The organism is Leuconostoc palmae (assembly GCF_019656075.1).
In the GTDB taxonomy this organism is placed as follows: Bacteria; Bacillota; Bacilli; order Lactobacillales; family Lactobacillaceae; genus Leuconostoc; species Leuconostoc palmae.
Genome location: NZ_BPKZ01000007.1, coordinates 31306 through 48930 on the forward strand (window position 1 = coordinate 31306; position 17625 = coordinate 48930).

Consider the following 17625-nt stretch of genomic DNA (forward strand, 5'->3'; position numbering starts at 1 on the left):
ATGATGAGTAATCCTATTTTGAAAGTTGAAAATTTGCATGTTAACTTCAATACTTATGCAGGGACAGTGCAAGCCATACGAGATGTTTCATTTGATTTGAATAAAGGGGAAACACTGGCAATTGTTGGTGAATCAGGTTCAGGAAAGTCAGTTACAACTAAGACATTAATGGGACTTAATGCCAAAAATGCGGTTATACCGGAAAATTCTCGTCTAATATTTAAGGATCGTAATTTACTTGATTTAAAAGAAGAAGAATGGCAATCTGTACGTGGCAATGAAATTGCCATGATTTTCCAAGATCCGATGACTAGTTTAGATCCGACAATGAAAATCGGGATGCAAATTGCTGAACCGCTCATTAAACATCGTCATATTAAAAAAGAAGCAGCATTAACACGTGCTTTGGAATTGATGAAAGGGGTTGGCATTCCTAATGCTGAAGAGCATATTAATGATTATCCTCATCAATGGTCTGGTGGTATGAGGCAAAGAGCTGTGGTCGCAATTGCGTTAGCAGCCGATCCAGAAATCCTCATTGCTGATGAGCCCACTACGGCTTTGGATGTAACGATTCAAGCACAAATTCTGACTTTGATGAAAAAATTACAGCAGGAAACCGAGAGTTCAATCATTTTCATTACCCATGATTTAGGTGTTGTGGCAGGAATGGCAGATAGGGTTGCTGTGATGTATGCTGGCAAAATTGTTGAGTATGGTACAGTGGATGAGATTTTCTTTAATCCACAACATCCATATACTTGGGGATTGCTTAATTCTATGCCCACAACAGATACTCAAGTAGGAACACTTGAAGCTATCCCCGGAACGCCACCAGATTTGTTGGAACCGCCTAAGGGGGATGCGTTTGCTGCGCGTAATGTTTACGCACTTGGAATTGATTCTAAACAGGAACCACCTTTCTTCAAAGTGAGTGAGACGCACTTTGCAGCAACATGGTTATTGGATGAACGTGCGCCTAAAGTGATCCCACCCGTTCAGATACAAAAACGCTGGGCTCATTGGCTTGAAATGCAAGGACAGGAGGCTTATTAATGACTGAATCAATCCCTAAAAAATTAATTGAGCTAAAAGATTTGCAATTATATTTTAACCAAGGAAAAGCAAATGAAGTTCGTGCGATTGACCATGTTAGTTTTGACATATATGAAGGCGAAATATTTGGTCTTGTTGGTGAATCAGGTTCGGGGAAAACAACGATAGGACGTTCAATTCTAAAATTATATGAACCAACAGCTGGAGATATTTTATTTGAAGGTAAGGACATATCGTATCTAAAAGGAAAGCAATTATCGGATTTTAGAAAAAAGGCACAAATGATTTTTCAAGATCCGCAAGCAAGTTTGAATGGGCGTATGAAGGTGCGTGATATCATTGCTGAGGGTATTGATGTTAATAAATTGGCTACATCGAAATCTGATCGTGACCAAAAAGTTCAGAAGCTTCTGGATTTAGTCGGGTTAAACAAAGATCATGCGACACGTTATCCACATGAATTTTCAGGTGGACAGCGTCAGCGTATTGGAATTGCACGTGCATTAGCAGTTGACCCTAAATTTATCATTGCTGATGAACCAATTTCTGCACTAGATGTTTCAATTCAAGCTCAAGTTGTCAATCTAATGAAAGAGTTACAAAAACGTCATTCATTGACTTATTTATTTATCGCACATGATTTATCTATGGTTAAGTACATTTCTGACCGCATTGGCGTTATGCACTGGGGTAAGTTACTAGAAATAGGATCAGCCGATGCCGTTTACAACCATCCACTGCATCCGTATACAAAAAGCTTGTTATCAGCTATTCCGGTTCCTGATCCAGAAGTTGAAAAAGCTCGTCAACATATAGATTATGATACGCATATCGAAACTGATGGTAAAGAAAGAACGATGATAGAAGTTAACGAAGGACATTTTGTTTTAGCAACTGCTGAAGAGGCAGCTGAATATAAAGCACAACAAATTTAATTGAAAAAGCTACATTGACACAATTACATTGTCAATGTAGCTTTTTAAACTAAACAAAATAACGATGACGCGTATAATTATAAGCAATAGAAGATAAACAATGAGGAAATGTTATGATACGTAAACAAGATGACTTCTACGAAGCAATTAATGGTAATTGGGAGAAAACAGCAGTTATTCCAGAAGATAAAGTTAGAACTGGCGGTTTTAGTGATTTAGCTGACGATATTGAAGATTGGTTATTACAAGTTACTAAAGATTGGCAGGCAAGGAAGAATCTTCCTAAGTCAGTTATTTTAAAGAATTTTATAGCTTATCATCGTTTGGCTAGTGATATCAATGCACGAAAAGAATTAGGTGTAAAACCAGTTCAAAAAATTTTGAAGACTTATCAAAACTTTGAGTCATTCTCAGATTTTGCTAACCATATTGTTGATTTAGAAAAAGATGGGTTACCAAATATGTTACCACTGTCTGTTGCGCCAGATTTTAAAGATGCACGAAACAATGTATTGTGGGCTGGCGCATTTAGATTGGTTTTACCAGATACGACTTATTATGAACCTGGACATGCACAAGGAGAGGCGTTACTTGGTAAATTTCGTAACGCGCAAACAGCATTGTTATCAGAATTTGGCTTTTCGTCGACAGAAATTGACCAGTTAATCACGGATTATTTGGCGCTTGATGCAAAGGCTGCTACGGTTGTTTTGAGCCAAGAAGAAGGTCACGAATATGCTAAATTATATCATCCCTATGAATGGCATAAATTTACTGAATTGGCTCCTGAGCTGCCTTTAAATGATATTTTGCAGCAGTTAATTGGTGAAATACCCGATCAAATAATTGTGCCAGAAGAACGTTTCTGGGCAATTGCCAATCAATTTTATTCACAAGAATCTTGGCCATTGCTAAAATCTTATCTCATTGTGAAAGTGGTGAATCAGTTTACCGATTACCTCTCTGAGAAAGTTCGAGTTTTAGGTGGTCAGTATGCACGTGATTTAACTGGGTTACCAGAAGCTATGAAAAGTGATAAAGCTGCCTTTTATCTTGCTGCTAGTCCGTTTAGTCAAGCAATTGGTTATTATTATGCGCAACAAAAATTTTCGCCTGAAGCGAAGGCTGACGTTGAACATAAGGTGACAACTATGATTGACATATTTAAACAGCGATTACAAACGAATCAGTGGCTCAATGAACAAACAATTAGCAAGGCGGTTACTAAATTAAATACAATTGTGCCACATATTGGTTATCCTGAAACGCTTCCGGAAAGATTATCTCGAAAAATTGTTGATCCTAGTGCCAGTTTGTTGGAAAATGCATTGAATTTCAAAAAAATAGAGATAGAACACCACTGGTCTCAATGGCATCAACCTGTTGACCGTGATGAGTGGCATATGCCAGCACATTTAGTAAATGCGTATTATGACCCACAACAAAATCAAATTGTATTCCCTGCTGCTATTTTACAATCACCATTCTATAGTCTATCTCAATCGTCATCAGCGAATTATGGCGGTATTGGTGCTGTGATTGCTCATGAGATTTCACATGCGTTTGATACCAATGGGGCGTCATTCGATGAATTTGGAAGCTTGAATAATTGGTGGACTGATGATGATTTTGCTGCATTCAAATTGAGAACGAACCAAGTGGTACAACAATTTGATGGTCTGGAATCCTACGGTGCCAAAATAAATGGAAATTTAACTGTTTCTGAAAACGTTGCCGATCTTGGTGGCTTAGCAGCAGCATTAGCAGCAGCAAAACAAGATGATGATTTTTCGGCACAAGATTTTTTTGAGAATTGGGCAGCCATTTGGCGTATGAAAGCGCGTCCGGAATATATGCAATTATTAGCTGCCTCTGATCCTCACGGACCAGCAAAATTACGTGTGAACGTTCAAGTGAAGAATTTTGACACGTTCTTTGCCACCTTTAATGTTCAACCAAAAGATGAGATGTGGTTAGACCCAGCAAAACGCATTCAAATTTGGTAAGTGCATATATTAAGTAATTTATAATTACCGACTTCAATAGTGGGTTATATCTTGGATAGCATGTATAATTTATCATGATAAATTATGTTATTTGGAGAACAAAATGAAGCGTATAAAAAATGTGGCATGGTGGCAAGTGGTGGCTTTATTTACTGCTTTGGCTATTATTGCTTTATTACCACAGTTGCATAAGCAGCTAATGTACATTAATTCTTGGGATGTCCCTTTTCATCTTTCACGTATGTATGAAATTAAAAAGGGATTTGAAGTAGGAAAATGGGTACCCGATGTTTCTGCCTATACATTTGGACAAAATGGGTATGGCGTTAACTTGTTTTATGGCTATTCATTCACATACATGGTGGCGTTGGTTTATTTTTTAACAAACCAGGCTGTCGCTGCGGTGCTAATAAGCTATGTTATCCTGTTAGCAGGTGCCATGTGTATTAACTTTTATGCGACCAAGCAATTTTTCATTGGTGAAAATGCTAAACTCAAGGCATTGTATTTTAGCATATTGTACGTCATAGCCCCAGTCACCTTTGGCCAAATGCAGGTACGTGGCATACCAGGAGAGCTGGTTGGTATTTTATTGTTCCCAGCAGTTTTAATTGCGTTTTATGGCATGATGTTTCGTAATCAAAAAAACTATATTTTTGCGGGTGTTATGACTGCCATTGTGGTCACTAACCACGTATTGTCGGCATTTTTACTGGTTATTATATTAACTATACTATTTATAGTTTATATCTACCAACGGCGAGTAAACTTAATGAATGCAATTGAGTTATTGAAATCAATAATCTTATCTTTTGCGTTATCCGCTTTTTATGTCTTACCTTTTTTAGAACATCTATTGTATGATCATATTGCTGGTGCCAACAATATTTGGGGGACAGTTGATGTTTGGGGATCTATTGCTTCATCATTAGGTAACCAAGCGACACTAAACTGGACAGCTATCTCTGTTGGTGTATTTGTATTTGTGATGACACTAAGTATTGCTATCACATTGTTTTGTCTAAGAATGTTTACTGGATATATAGCAAAGATAGGTTTTGTTCTATTGATTAGTATCATGATGGTTTTTTATTTTCCAACAAACATTTTTGCTAAAACGCCATTGCATGTCTTTCAAATGATGGCACGTTTTTACCCACTTATTATGACGCTATCATTAATTTTTGTAATAGAAGGTATGGACAATTTATACCAAATTAAATGGTTAAAGCTCAAGACAGTTACTGTACTAGTTGGTTTAGGAGTAACATTAGCGATTTCGAGTGCATGGCAGATGCAATTTGCAAGTTACTATCACAATACGGTACCGATGGCAAACTATCAAAAAAACAAGCAGATATTTCCTAAACTAGTTTCTAATAAGGATTTTACTTATCAGTTAACACATTACTATCAATTACCACTCGGTAGTAAAGATTACCTTGGTAAGGGCCGTGTTAAATTTGATAATGGCTATCAGGTTGCCAGTTGGGGGGATGTTAAGGATGCTAGTCAAATATATGTAGATGGGCGTTTAAGCAAGTTAAAGTTAACCCATGACCAATATAGATTCAATGTTAAAAATATACCCAGTTATGCTAGTCATATTTTATTACCAATGACTAACTACAAAGGTTGGTACGTTACTTCAGAGTCTGGCAAAAGGTTACCAGTCACTGTTGAAAACGGGAAGATGTTAGTTTCGGTAAAAAATGTACAATCAATAAATTTGGTTTATCATAAAACAACATTACATTTATTAGGCATTATTGTATCGGTCACGACGATTTTATTTTTAATAGTTTTAATTTGTTTTAAAAGTATTTTTTCAAAAAAAATTAATCTTAAAAGCACTGATAATGGTTGTGAGATATAACTGTATATCAGTGCTTTTTAAAACTGCACATTATCATAAAAGTAAGGTAATTATAATTTTTTTCTGATACAATAATTAGTATTGATTTTAGAGAGAAGCAAAAATGATGCATGAACATACAGTCCTGTTACTAATACAAATGCTACTCGTTATCGTGATGTTGACGATGATTGTTGTGGTAGTAAAAGCCTTTATTTTTAAGAAAAAGCCGATTTTTGAACGTTTTAGTTTAGGACTGGTTATTGGTTTTTTTACTGACTTTGGCGATACTTTGGGTATTGGCTCTTTTGCAACAACAACAGCAGCATTTAGAGCTACAAATTTTGTTGAGGATGACCGTCAATTACCTGGTACTCTGAATGCAATGCATGCTATTCCAGTTATTATTGAAGCGCTTTTCTTCATTACTGCTGTGAAAGTTGAATTGCTGACTTTAATACCAATGACAACGGCTGCAGTTGTAGGAGCGTATGTTGGTACTCATGTGACAAAAAATTGGCATGCACCTACGGTTCAACGGGTTATGGCAGGTGCCTTGTTTATTGCGGTGATCATTATGATTATCCGAATGGTAACAACGCCTGGGGCGGATAATGCGATGTCAGTTCATGGCTTACATGGTTGGTGGTTAGCTTTAGGTATAGCATTTAATTTAGGTATTGGAATATTAATGACAATGGGACTTGGTAATTACGCACCGGAATTGATTTTCTTTTCATTGATGGGAGTCAATCCTGCCGTTGCTTTTCCTGTTATGATGTTAGATGCGGCTCTGATTATGCCGACAACTGCATGGAATGTTATCAAAATGGATCGTATCTCTTGGCGGGGATTTGCTGGCGTTGCAATTGGGGGCATTATAGGCGTTATAGTTGCTGCTAAGTTTTTCACTAGTTTAGATACTCAGTTGCTAAAAATTCTAATTATAGTTGTATCACTATGGACAGTGTTTGGTTTATTACGTGATTCATTCAAACAAAATTCGAAAAAAATACACTAAAAAGGTTGCTAAGTGAAAAAAAATTTGTTATGATAATATAGTTGTTTGAGATATGGGAGTGTAGCGAAGTCTGGCTAAACGCGACGGACTGTAACTCCGTTCCTTCGGGTTCGTAGGTTCGAATCCTACCGCTCCCATAGCCGATCTAATAGTTAGCGGCTAAATAAATTAACTATTGCCCCTTCGCCAAGCGGTAAGGCAGCGGTTTTTGGTACCGCCATGCGCTGGTTCGAATCCAGCAGGGGCAATACAAAAAAAGCAGTCACAATAATGTGACTGCTTTTTATATTTTTGGTGCATGTAATACCAGCCCATGTTCTGGAGTGCGGGCATTAATGACAATATCTTCTGCCTTGAATATATGTTCTAATTCGTCTGGAGTAAAATAGGCATGTTTTTCGGCTATTTGTCTGAGAGATTTTCCAGTTTGTAATGATTCTTTAGCTAGTTTAGCTGCTGTTTGATAACCAACAATCGGAGCCATAGCTGTAGCGAAACTAACAGAGAGGTCGATATCTTGTGCTAACCTCTGTTTGTTACTTGTAATACCATCTATGGCATTAACGCGTAGTGTCCTCATGGCGCTAGTCAGATGTTCAATGGTAGCAAAAAGTGACTTAAAAATAATGGGCTCAAAAGCATTCAGTTCTAATTGTCCCGCCTCGGCCGCTGCGGTGATGGTTGCATCAAACCCAAACACTTCAAAAGCAACTTGGTTAACTACTTCGGGAATCACGGGATTAATTTTTCCTGGCATAATAGACGAACCAGCTTGTTTAGCTGGCAAGTTAATTTCGAGAAATCCTGATCTTGGGCCTGAACTCAGTAGACGTAAATTGTTTGACATTTTTGATAAGGATACGGCTAGCGTTTTTAATGTGCCTGAGAGTGTCACAAAAGCGTCTAAGTTTTGAGTAGCATCAAATAAATCATGCGCTTGTTTAAGTGGTAGTTTAGTTATTCCTGCTAAATTAGGAATAATATGAACTTGGTAATGGTAGCTTACGTTTATACCAGATCCAATTGCAGAACCACCCATGTTGAGCGTGTATAACGTATCACGAGCAGCAGCTATACGATCCATATCGCGAAGTAATGGTTTCAACCAAGCATGAAAGCTGTTACCTAAGGTCATAGGAACAGCATCTTGTAATTGGGTACGCCCCATTTTGTATGTACTAGAAAATTCATCTGCTTTATTACCTAATGCATTTACTAAGGATCGTAATTCATCAAGTAACGGTACTAGTAAACGTATTAATGCAATTTTTCCAGCACTAGGATAGGTGTCATTGGTGCTTTGACCCATGTTAACGTGATCATTTGGATTAATGAATTGATAATCACCGCGTTTTCGCCCGATTTGTTCTAAGGCAGTATTGGCAATAACCTCATTAACATTCATATTTGTTGAAGTGCCAGCACCTCCCTGTATATCACCAATTGGAAAATCTTCAAGGTTAATTGGCTGATTGAGTAGTGTTCGTGTGGCGCTAACAATATGTTTTGCTATTGAGCGCTCTAAGTTACCTGACGTTGCGTTAGTTTGAGCTGCAGCCTGCTTGATTTCAAGAAATGCACGGATTAGTTCCCGATGAGTTTTGGTTTGCGAGATAGGAAAATTTTGTAATGCTCTTTCTGTGTGAATGCCATAATATGCTACTTGTGGTATGTTTAATTGTCCTAAATAATCAGATTCAATGCGCATAATTGTCTCCTTTTAAAATTATAGGTACATTTTAGCGCTTAAATTTGCTATACCAATTAAACATGTTATCTATTATGACATTATATTATCAAGGTTGATAAGTGGTTTTTTTCTTTTTGAATTGATATACCAAAAAGCAATGAAACGATTGTTTCATTGCTTGGACGTTACTATTTAACATCAATAACATTGACTGAATGATCATCGGTACCAACAATAACGTGATTGACAACGTCTGTAAATAAACCATGTTCGACCACACCCACCATTTTAATCAATTCATCGCCTAGTTCACGAGGATTCTCAATGATTGGTAGATGTAAATCGATTAGAAAGTTGGCAGAATCTGTACGTACAGGGTTGCCGTTTTGATCTAACCGCCAAGTTGGATGAAAACCACTAGCAGTGAATCGTTTGAACAGTTGATCGGATCCGTATGGGATAACCTCAACGGGTAAATATTGATTTAATTTATCAACACGTTTGCTGGCATCGACTACCCATATATTTTCTCTTGAATTAAATGCAACAATTTTTTCCCATAACAAGGCAGCACCACCACCTTTAATTGCAGAAAAATCATCAGAAATTTGATCTGCACCATCAATTGTTAAATCAATTTTATCAATGTCATCAACGTTGTACATTGGAATACCAAGTTGAGCTGCATTACGCCTTGTTTTTTCCGAAGTTGCCACACCAACGATATTCAGTTGCTCATTAGCTACACGTTCCCCAAGTGCTTCAATGAAGTGAGCAATAGTTGAACCAGAACCAATACCGACAACCATGCCATTTTTGACGAATTCTGCTGCGCGTCTACCAGCAATTATTTTTTGTAAATCTTGGCTCATGAGTGATATTCGATCTCCTGATATTTGTCTGGATTATTAAGAAATACTTTACGTGCAAAAGAGCAAACGGGTTGTACTGTCTTATTGTTAGCTTTTGCTTCGTCTACAACGGCATCAACTAATTTTAAAGCAATACCTTGACCTCTTAAAGATGGATCAACAACAGTAGAGTCTATCGCATAGGTTTTTCCATTGTTGATGACTGAGTAAACAATTTGAGCAACGACTTTATCGTTTTGCTCTAAATAAAATCGACCAGGTTCATGTTGAAATAACATAATTACCTCCATTGGATAACAGTCCTTTATGCTAGTTTTCAGGTTAGTTTTATTAGTCTCATTATACAATAGGATTGACATGTTTTGTAAAATTGCACCGAATGACTTTTGGACTATACTTTGTTTAAAAATCCGGTCAATTTAACGTATAATATAATGAAGAATAATTAATGGAGGAAACTCGACCTGTTAAAGATAGGACGGGAAAACTACTAATGCGTGGATTTGAAATTGTTTCATCTAAAACTAATCAGGAACTCAATTTACCAAAAAGAAGTACACAAGCTGCGGCAGGCTATGATTTTGAAGCCTCAGAAGATACGGTAATTCCAAGTGCCTTTAGTAATCCTTTTTTTAAAGGGTTGACTGTTTTAACATTAGGTAAATTAAAAAATGTAAGAGACAATGAAGACTTGCAATCTATGCTCAAGCCGGTACTTGTACCTACAGGTATCAAAGCTTATATGAATGAAGGAGAATACTTACAACTTGTTTCACGATCAAGTGGTCCCATTAAGAAACGTATTATGATGCCTAATGCTGTTGGGATTGTTGATGCTGATTATTATAACAATCCATCCAACGAGGGAGAGATATTTTTCCAATTTATTAATTTTGGTATTAAAGATGTTGTTATTAAAAAAGGAGAGCGTATTGGGCAAGGAATTTTCTTACCGTATTTATTAGCGGAAGGTGATGAGAACACTGAAAAAGCTCAGAGATCAGGTGGATTTGGTTCTACAGGACAAAATTAAATTGAAGGAGAAATACTATCGCAAAAGTAAAAACGCAATTTATTTGTTCTAACTGTGGCTTTATATCTGCGCGCTATTTAGGCAGATGCACCAATTGTGGCGAATGGGGAACTTTTGTTGAAGAAAAGATTCAAGCAGAGACAAATGATCGAAAAAGCCGTGTGAGTTTGGATGGACGTGCTGCTAAAGTTGAAAAAATTAACGAAGTTACTTCACAAGAAACCTCACGAGTAGCTACCAATTTAAAAGAATTGAATCGTGTTTTAGGTGGGGGGGTTGTACCTGGATCGATGGTACTGATTGGTGGTGATCCTGGTATCGGAAAATCAACTTTGTTGTTACAAGTTTCGGGCCAATTAGCACATGAAGGGCGCGTTTTATATGTTACAGGCGAGGAATCAGCAACTCAGGTTAAACTGCGTGCAGATCGCTTAGGTGTAGGTAATGATAGTTTTTACTTATATCCAGAAACCGATATGACAGCGATTAAAACACAAATAGATAAATTAAATCCAGACTTTGTTATTATTGATTCGGTTCAAACCATGCAAGAGCCTGATGTTACTTCAGCAATTGGATCAGTATCTCAAATACGTGAGGTTACGGCTGATTTATTGCAAATTTCTAAAACTAACAATATTTCTGTATTCATTGTTGGGCATGTAACGAAAGACGGGGCTATTGCAGGTCCTAAAATTCTTGAACATATGGTTGATACAGTTTTGTATTTTGAAGGTGACAGTAATTATAAATATCGTATTTTGCGTGCGGTTAAAAATCGTTTTGGTGCAACAAACGAACTGGGTATTTTTGAAATGAGAAATGGTGGTTTGATTGAAGTTGCCAATCCTTCAGAAATTTTCTTAGAAGAACGTCTAGCTGGTGCAACCGGATCTGCTATTGTTGTTGCTTTAGAGGGATCACGCCCAATACTAGTCGAATTACAAGCCTTAGTTACGCCAACTGTTTTTGGGAATGCGCAGCGCACCGCTTCAGGATTAGACCGTAATCGAGTGTCATTAATTATGGCAGTTCTGGAAAAACGTGCAAATTTGCTTTTACAAAACCAAGATGCCTATTTGAAAGCTGCTGGTGGTGTAAAGTTGGATGAACCAGCTATTGATTTAGCAATTGCAATTGCTTTAGCAAGTTCGTACCATGATAAGGAGTCGCGCTCAAGTGATGTTTTTGTTGGCGAAATTGGGCTTACTGGTGAAGTGAGAAGTGTAGCAGATATTGAAGGTAGACTGAAAGAAGCGAAAAAATTAGGATTCAAGCGTGCAATCGTTCCAAAAAATAACTTGCATGGCATAGATTTACCAAATGGTATACAGGTTATTGGCGTATCAACTTTGAGTGAAGCATTGAAAATAGCACTGGATTAATATACTTTTTTGAAATTTTAGGTAAAGTTGTTTCACGTGAAACAGGTAATCATATTGATGACCATCATTTTCAGTTGGCAAGTCATATTTTGACACGGCAGGTATAGTTAGCCTGCCTTTTTATTAAGCAGGGACATTGGAAATTTGGTCAATTAATGTTGTACAATAGAATAGATAAAATACGGAGAAATCGTATAATTGAGGAGGAAATGTATTTATTATCCATCACGGCCAATAAATACTCTAGATAACATGACAGAAGATATTCGTGTTCGTTACGCACCGTCACCCACAGGTCACTTGCATATTGGGAATGCACGTACAGCTATTTTTAATTGGCTGTTTGCACGCCACTATAATGGACAATTTATTATTCGTATTGAGGATACGGATTCAGCAAGAAATATTGCAGATGGGGAAAAATCACAGTTAGATAATTTAGCTTGGCTAGGTCTAGATTGGGATGAATCACCTGAAAAGCCTGGAAAGTATGGTCCGTATCGTCAATCTGAACGAAATGAACAGGGTATTTATCAACCATTTATTGATGAATTATTGGCTAAGGGGATGGCTTATAAGTCTTATAAAACATCAGAACAATTAGCTTCAGAACGCGAGGCACAACAAGCTGCTAAGCAAGCGCCACATTATATTTATGAATATGAAGGAATGACTGCTGAAGAGCGTGAAGCTAAGTATGAGGAATTTGAGGCACAGGGTCTCAAACCAGTTATTCGTTTCCGCGTCCCAGAAGATCGTACTTACGCATGGGAAGATATTGTTAAGGGACACATTGAAATTAGTGGTAAAGAAATCGGTGGTGATTGGGTTATTCAAAAAGCTGATGGTATGCCAACTTATAACTTTGCTGTTGTTATTGATGACCATTTAATGGCAATTTCACATGTACTTCGTGGCGATGATCATGTATCTAATACGCCTAAGCAAATGATGATTTTTGAAGCTTTAGGTTGGGATATTCCTCAATTTGGACATATGGCTTTGATTATTAATGGCGAGACAGGCAAGAAATTGTCCAAACGAGATGAAAATGTTTTGCAATTTGTGGAACAGTATAAAGAACTTGGCTATCAACCACAAGCAATGGTTAACTTTATTGGACTATTGGGTTGGTCACCTAAAGGTGAAGATGAAATTTTTTCACTTGATGAATTCAAGCAAATGTTTGATGAAACACGTTTATCCAAGGCAAACGCTAAGTTTGATCAAAAGAAACTGGAATGGATTAATAATCAGTGGATGCGTCGTGATTTAGATAATGTCATGCCACAATTAATTCGTGAACTGGTTTCTGCTGGCCTTATTAGTCAAAGTGAAGCAGATAACAAAGTTGATTGGTTATCTCAAGTGATTAAAGTTGCAGGTGTTGAAGGAATATCATACACTCGGGAAATTGTGGATTTGGTACGTAAGCCATTTTTCGAACTTAATGACATTACCGATGAAATGATAACTTATCTCACATCTGAAGATGGTCGCAAAGTATTTGAAGCATGGGAAACAGCTTATTTAGCCATGCCTGAAACAGCTACTGCAGAAGATTATATGAACACGATTCGTCATATTCAGAGTACGCTTGAAATAAAGGGACGTAATTTGTGGAACCCTATCCGTATTGCAACAACACATGAGGTTCAAGGACCAAACCTACCTGAAATGTTAGTTGTATTAGATCGTTCAAAAGTAATAGCGACAATGAATCAGGTTAAGGCAACTTATTTAGTATAGAAAAGTGACAGCCCTTTTTACAAGGCTGTCACTTTTTGTTAGTGGTCAACCAGATGTTATAGAATACGGGTACTTACACTATAAAAGATAAGGTAGTTGGCAACAGTGAAATGGTGGATTATGCGAATACTAATGTTTTGAAAGAATTAAAAGGTAACGTTCCTGATTTTAAACTAAAACAAGAGCCCCTCCTTTTAGGATCATCCGTTTTGAATGAAGGTGAGTATTGATGATTAAGTGGTTGATTTTAGTCTCAGTATATTAAAGATGTTGTAGGGTAGTATAAACATTTTATTAAGTAGTAGTCCTAGTAACGTACACATTTTTGTGTATGTTTTTTATTTGTGAATAACTATTTTAAGTTAACTTATATATTTTAGTAAGACTTTACAAAAACAATATAAACAGGTACAATCATCTTGTAAATAAGTTCACAATAAAAGGAGAAATGAATATAATGAAAGCAGCAATTGTACGTGAAGTAAATGATGGCTATGTTGATCTAGTTGATGATTGGCAACCTCGAGCATTGGGTTTTGGGGATGCTTTGGTTGATGTTGAATATGTCGGTCTTTGCCATACTGATTTGCACTGTGCTAATGGTGATTTTGGTAATCCAAACGAAATTGGTGAACGCAATGGTCAATTCCGTCGTGTTATCGGTCATGAAGGTGTGGGACGTGTTTCAAAGTTAGGCGAAGGTGCCAGTGATTATCTTAAAGTTGGTGATCGCGTATCAATTGCTTGGTTCTATGATGCTTGTGGTGTTTGTGACTACTGTGTTTCAGGTAATGAAACGTTCTGCCGTAAGGTTCGTAACTCAGGGTACACGATTGATGGGGCGATGTCACAACAAGTTGTTGTCAACTCAAAATATGCAGTGAAAGTCCCAGAAGGTTTGGATCCTGTTGAAGCAACGTCAATCACTTGTGCCGGTGTGACAATGTATAAGTCACTTAAAGTTGGTGAAACAAAACCAGGTGAATGGGTATCAGTTCATGGTGCTGGTGGTTTGGGTAACTTGGCTGTGCAATATGCTCACAACGTATTTGGAGCACATGTAGCCGTTATCGATGGTAATGACGATAAGTTGGCCGCTGCTAAGGCTAATGGTGCTGAAGTACTTGTTAACCGTAAAACCGAAGATGTGGTTGCTAAGGTTAATGAATTAACTGGTGGCGTCCATAACGCACAAGTAACTGCTGTTAATGATGCAGCTTTCTCGCAAGCTGTTAATGTTTTGCGACCAATGGGTAAGCTAGTAGCTGTTGCTTTGCCACAAGGTGATATGGCGCTAAATATTGCTAAAACAGTATTAGACGGCATTGAAGTTCGAGGATCACTTGTTGGTACTCGTGCTGACTTGAAAGAGGCTTTCCAATTTGGTGCTGAAGGCAAGGTTAAGCCAATCGTAGAAACAGTTGATTTCAAAGATATGAATGATGTGATTGATGAGATGAAGGCTGGTAACATTACTGGACGTAAAGTCTTTGACTTCACAACTCTGTAAAGTGAGTTAAGCAGACAAAGAACTGATAGGTTGTGTGTTTTTGGGGTTACCATAGTCGTTTATAACTTGTTGTGTTAGAATTGGGGAAGAAATGTATTGGAGGAACGTGTCTGGAGATAGGGTCGACCAAGTCACTTCAAACACAAATTTGTCATGTCATACTTTATGCAACAACTTTTTAACGGACAACGCGATCGAATTTTGCGTGTTGTAGATAGTGAAAATGAAGAACAAACAACAGCGGGGTTTATCCATATTTTTGATGAACGACGTGTGTTTGACTTTGATTACGCTAAAGAGGTAACAGAAGGTCGTATCACGCGTGAAGAGTTTGACGAAGAAGGAGAAGCAAATAATACTTTCAGCGTTAATTTTATGCCCCTTGCAGGTGAAAACGAAGAATTGCCAGAAGGTCTATTTGAGTCATGGGCAGGTCTAGTTGGACGTGAGTATGCATTGATGCCACATGTTCACATTAATATGTACCAACAGCCTTTGCGTCCTGAAATAGAGGTGATTGACAAATCTGTTTTTGAGGAAAGGCTACTTGAACTCGTAAGTCGTATTTTGGGTTCTTCAGTAGTTGGCTTTAAAGAAAACTCGCTCACAATGTTTCCTAGTTTTTTGGTACAAGAGCAACCAGATGTCAAAGAACAGGGTCCTTCAACACAAATTATTTTGCCAGATTAATAAATAAGATTTACATTGACAAAAAATAAGAATTGTCTTAAAATCAAAACATGTTAATAAATCGATGAAGCAAAGACATTGATTTACTGAATATAGGACATTATTGGCCTTATTTTTAAGATTAATATGATTCAGTATTTTGATGACGTACGTAAATGCGGTGATCAATAAAAAACCAACTTGTACTGGTATTAACCTAAGAAATTAAAATCAGTGGTCGTACTGGTGAATAAAAAATGGTGCTATAACATTTACGTTCCTGTTAGTCATAATCATGATTAACAGGTTTTTTTATTTAATCGGTTAGAAATATGGAGAATGTCAAATATTCGGGGATCATTTTGGATAAAATAGAATATGACAAATAATCATCTGGTGTTACAAACTGATTTTGGTTTACAAGATGGGGCTGTCAGTGCTATGCGAGGGGTATCCCACGCAGTCGCTGATAATATCATAATAAGTGATTTAACACATGGTATTAGTCCGTTCAATATTTTTGAAGGATCTTTTCGATTACTTTAAACAGTGGGATATTGGCAACCTGATACGGTTTTTGTATCAGTCATTGATCCTGGAGTGGGGTCTAATAGACTATCTTTAGTCGCAAAAACAAAAGCTGGTCATTATATTGTGACACCGGATAATGGCACGTTAACACATTTAATATCGCAAGATCTAATAGAAAGTGCTCGTGTTATTAATGAAGATACTCATCGTTTACCCGGCTCTGAAAAGTCATCAACGTTTCATGGTAGAGACATCTATGCTTTTAATGGCGCTCGGTTAGCAAGTGGACAAACTACTTATGAGGATTACGGTCAAGAATTGAAACCAGAAGAGTTAGTGACCTTACCGATTAGACCTGGAAAGTATCAAGTTGATGAATCAAATAATGAGACGTTAGTAGGAAATATTGATATTACTGACGTTAATTTTGGTTCCCTATGGTCAAATATTCCATTAGAAACATTTGAAATATTTAAGATAGGTTATGGGGAATTATTACATGTTCAGATTAAAAATGATGAATTAGTGATGTTTGAAGCTGATCTGCCGTATGTTCATACATTTGCGGATGTTGATCCTGGACAACCATTAATTTATATTAATTCAGTGTATACTGTGGCTTTTGGTATCCATACTGGCAGTTTTGAACAAATGTACCATGTTGGTGCAGGACAAGATTGGTCTGTTACTTTAAGTAAAGTTAACAAATGATAACAAACAAGGAGATGTTAAATAATGACTAATAAAAACAGTGGTTTTTCAGTTAAAGCTGTTGTTGCAACAGGGATTGGCGCAGCAGTATTTTTCGTTTTAATGAAATTTATTGCAATTCCCACAGGTGTTCCTAATACAACGATAAACGTCGCTGAAGGATGGTTGGCGTTAATAGCTGGATTATTTGGACCAGTCGTAGGTTTGTTGGTGGGATTCATTGGACATACATTAAATGATGCTGTGACTTATGGTTCACCATGGTGGTCTTGGGTTATTGCGGATGCTATTTTTGGGCTCCTCTTAGGATTAGGGAAAAAATATTTGGCATTAGAATATGGTGACTTATCAACTAAAAAACTCATACAATTCAACATCTGGCAAGCTATTTCAAATGTTATTGTGTGGTTTGTGATTGCCCCAATTGGTGATATCTTGATCTACAAAGAAGCCGCACAAAAAGTATTTCTTCAAGGTGGTGTTACAGCGGTAGTCAACACGATTTCTGTTGCCATTATCGGCTCATTGTTATTAGTTGCTTACGTTAAGTCTCGCCCTAAAAAGAGTAGTTTAAGAAGTGAATAATGTCAAAGCAAGATTTG

General features: G+C 37.2%; 14 protein-coding genes, 2 tRNA genes and 1 pseudogene. 14 read left to right on the forward strand and 3 right to left on the reverse strand.

The features are described 5' to 3' along the window. The first annotated feature begins 3 nt into the window (after window positions 1–3). From K5Q12_RS04840 to K5Q12_RS04870, 7 genes are all read left to right on the forward strand, one after another. Window positions 4–1056 carry an ABC transporter ATP-binding protein gene (locus K5Q12_RS04840; RefSeq protein WP_220742647.1) on the forward strand — a complete coding sequence of 351 codons (1053 nt, stop codon included), beginning with the start codon at window positions 4–6 and terminating at the stop codon, window positions 1054–1056. Then, on the forward strand, window positions 1056–1991 hold the full coding sequence (locus K5Q12_RS04845) for an ABC transporter ATP-binding protein (RefSeq protein ID WP_220742586.1): 936 nt from the start codon (window positions 1056–1058) through the stop codon (window positions 1989–1991). Before K5Q12_RS04840 ends, K5Q12_RS04845 begins: the two co-directional genes overlap by 1 nt. 113 nt (window positions 1992–2104) lie before the next feature. Continuing rightward, window positions 2105–3997 (forward strand): M13-type metalloendopeptidase, encoded by a 1893-nt coding sequence (locus K5Q12_RS04850; protein ID WP_220742587.1) that lies wholly within the window; start codon window positions 2105–2107, stop codon window positions 3995–3997. Window positions 3998–4100: 103 nt separating this feature from the next. Next, window positions 4101–5873 carry a 6-pyruvoyl-tetrahydropterin synthase-related protein gene (locus K5Q12_RS04855; protein ID WP_220742588.1) on the forward strand — a complete coding sequence of 591 codons (1773 nt, stop codon included), beginning with the start codon at window positions 4101–4103 and terminating at the stop codon, window positions 5871–5873. A 106-nt stretch (window positions 5874–5979) separates the two neighbouring features. Next, on the forward strand, window positions 5980–6873 hold the full coding sequence (locus K5Q12_RS04860) for a sodium:solute symporter (protein ID WP_220742648.1): 894 nt from the start codon (window positions 5980–5982) through the stop codon (window positions 6871–6873). 54 nt (window positions 6874–6927) lie between these two features. Next, window positions 6928–7010 (forward strand) — tRNA-Tyr (locus tag K5Q12_RS04865). 39 nt (window positions 7011–7049) lie between these two features. After that, window positions 7050–7121: transfer RNA gene (locus K5Q12_RS04870), tRNA-Gln, on the forward strand. 35 nt (window positions 7122–7156) lie between these two features. Here the strand turns inward: K5Q12_RS04870 and K5Q12_RS04875 are convergent. From K5Q12_RS04875 to K5Q12_RS04885, 3 genes are all read right to left on the reverse strand, one after another. Next, window positions 7157–8581, reverse strand: coding sequence for an aspartate ammonia-lyase (locus K5Q12_RS04875; protein WP_220742589.1), 1425 nt, complete (start codon window positions 8579–8581; stop codon window positions 7157–7159). A gap of 170 nt (window positions 8582–8751) precedes the next feature. Beyond that, entirely contained in the window at window positions 8752–9435 is a 684-nt protein-coding gene (gene rpiA / locus K5Q12_RS04880; RefSeq protein WP_220742590.1) for a ribose-5-phosphate isomerase RpiA, read from the reverse strand. Next, complete coding sequence (locus K5Q12_RS04885) at window positions 9432–9713, reverse strand: GNAT family N-acetyltransferase (RefSeq protein WP_220742591.1); 282 nt, start codon at window positions 9711–9713, stop codon at window positions 9432–9434. The genes rpiA and K5Q12_RS04885 overlap by 4 nt, the downstream gene beginning before the upstream one ends. A 215-nt stretch (window positions 9714–9928) precedes the next feature. On the opposite strand from K5Q12_RS04885, the gene K5Q12_RS04890 reads away from it, so the two are divergent. From K5Q12_RS04890 to K5Q12_RS04920, 7 genes and pseudogenes are all read left to right on the forward strand, one after another. Further along, window positions 9929–10468: a dCTP deaminase/dUTPase family protein gene (locus K5Q12_RS04890; protein ID WP_220742592.1), complete on the forward strand. Its 540-nt coding sequence runs from the start codon at window positions 9929–9931 to the stop codon at window positions 10466–10468. 17 nt (window positions 10469–10485) lie between these two features. Continuing rightward, window positions 10486–11853, forward strand: coding sequence for a DNA repair protein RadA (gene radA, locus K5Q12_RS04895; protein WP_220742649.1), 1368 nt, complete (start codon window positions 10486–10488; stop codon window positions 11851–11853). Window positions 11854–12105: 252 nt separating this feature from the next. Then, window positions 12106–13602: a glutamate--tRNA ligase gene (gltX, locus tag K5Q12_RS04900; protein WP_220742593.1), complete on the forward strand. Its 1497-nt coding sequence runs from the start codon at window positions 12106–12108 to the stop codon at window positions 13600–13602. A 457-nt stretch (window positions 13603–14059) separates the two neighbouring features. Continuing rightward, a complete protein-coding gene (gene adhP / locus K5Q12_RS04905) occupies window positions 14060–15112 on the forward strand; it encodes an alcohol dehydrogenase AdhP (RefSeq protein WP_220742594.1) in 1053 nt (350 codons plus the stop codon). Between the two features lie 153 nt (window positions 15113–15265). Beyond that, window positions 15266–15802, forward strand: a complete 537-nt coding sequence (locus K5Q12_RS04910) for a hypothetical protein (RefSeq protein ID WP_220742595.1) — start codon at window positions 15266–15268, stop codon at window positions 15800–15802. A 357-nt stretch (window positions 15803–16159) separates the two neighbouring features. After that, window positions 16160–17023, forward strand: a pseudogene (locus K5Q12_RS04915) (SAM hydrolase/SAM-dependent halogenase family protein). A 24-nt stretch (window positions 17024–17047) separates the two neighbouring features. Further along, on the forward strand, window positions 17048–17608 hold the full coding sequence (locus K5Q12_RS04920; protein WP_220742596.1) for an ECF-type riboflavin transporter substrate-binding protein: 561 nt from the start codon (window positions 17048–17050) through the stop codon (window positions 17606–17608). Window positions 17609–17625 lie beyond the last annotated feature (17 nt).

Coding starts and splice junctions, on each gene's coding strand:
- K5Q12_RS04850 (WP_220742587.1), top strand. CDS start 2,105: ATGATACGTAAACAAGATGACTTCTACGAAGCAATTAATGGTAATTGG.
- K5Q12_RS04910 (WP_220742595.1), top strand. CDS start 15,266: ATGTCATACTTTATGCAACAACTTTTTAACGGACAACGCGATCGAATT.
- K5Q12_RS04840 (WP_220742647.1), top strand. CDS start 4: ATGAGTAATCCTATTTTGAAAGTTGAAAATTTGCATGTTAACTTCAAT.
- K5Q12_RS04885 (WP_220742591.1), bottom strand. CDS start 9,713: ATGTTATTTCAACATGAACCTGGTCGATTTTATTTAGAGCAAAACGAT.
- gltX (WP_220742593.1), top strand. CDS start 12,106: ATGACAGAAGATATTCGTGTTCGTTACGCACCGTCACCCACAGGTCAC.
- K5Q12_RS04920 (WP_220742596.1), top strand. CDS start 17,048: ATGACTAATAAAAACAGTGGTTTTTCAGTTAAAGCTGTTGTTGCAACA.
- K5Q12_RS04860 (WP_220742648.1), top strand. CDS start 5,980: ATGCATGAACATACAGTCCTGTTACTAATACAAATGCTACTCGTTATC.
- K5Q12_RS04875 (WP_220742589.1), bottom strand. CDS start 8,581: ATGCGCATTGAATCTGATTATTTAGGACAATTAAACATACCACAAGTA.
- K5Q12_RS04890 (WP_220742592.1), top strand. CDS start 9,929: ATGCGTGGATTTGAAATTGTTTCATCTAAAACTAATCAGGAACTCAAT.
- rpiA (WP_220742590.1), bottom strand. CDS start 9,435: ATGAGCCAAGATTTACAAAAAATAATTGCTGGTAGACGCGCAGCAGAA.
- adhP (WP_220742594.1), top strand. CDS start 14,060: ATGAAAGCAGCAATTGTACGTGAAGTAAATGATGGCTATGTTGATCTA.
- K5Q12_RS04855 (WP_220742588.1), top strand. CDS start 4,101: ATGAAGCGTATAAAAAATGTGGCATGGTGGCAAGTGGTGGCTTTATTT.
- K5Q12_RS04845 (WP_220742586.1), top strand. CDS start 1,056: ATGACTGAATCAATCCCTAAAAAATTAATTGAGCTAAAAGATTTGCAA.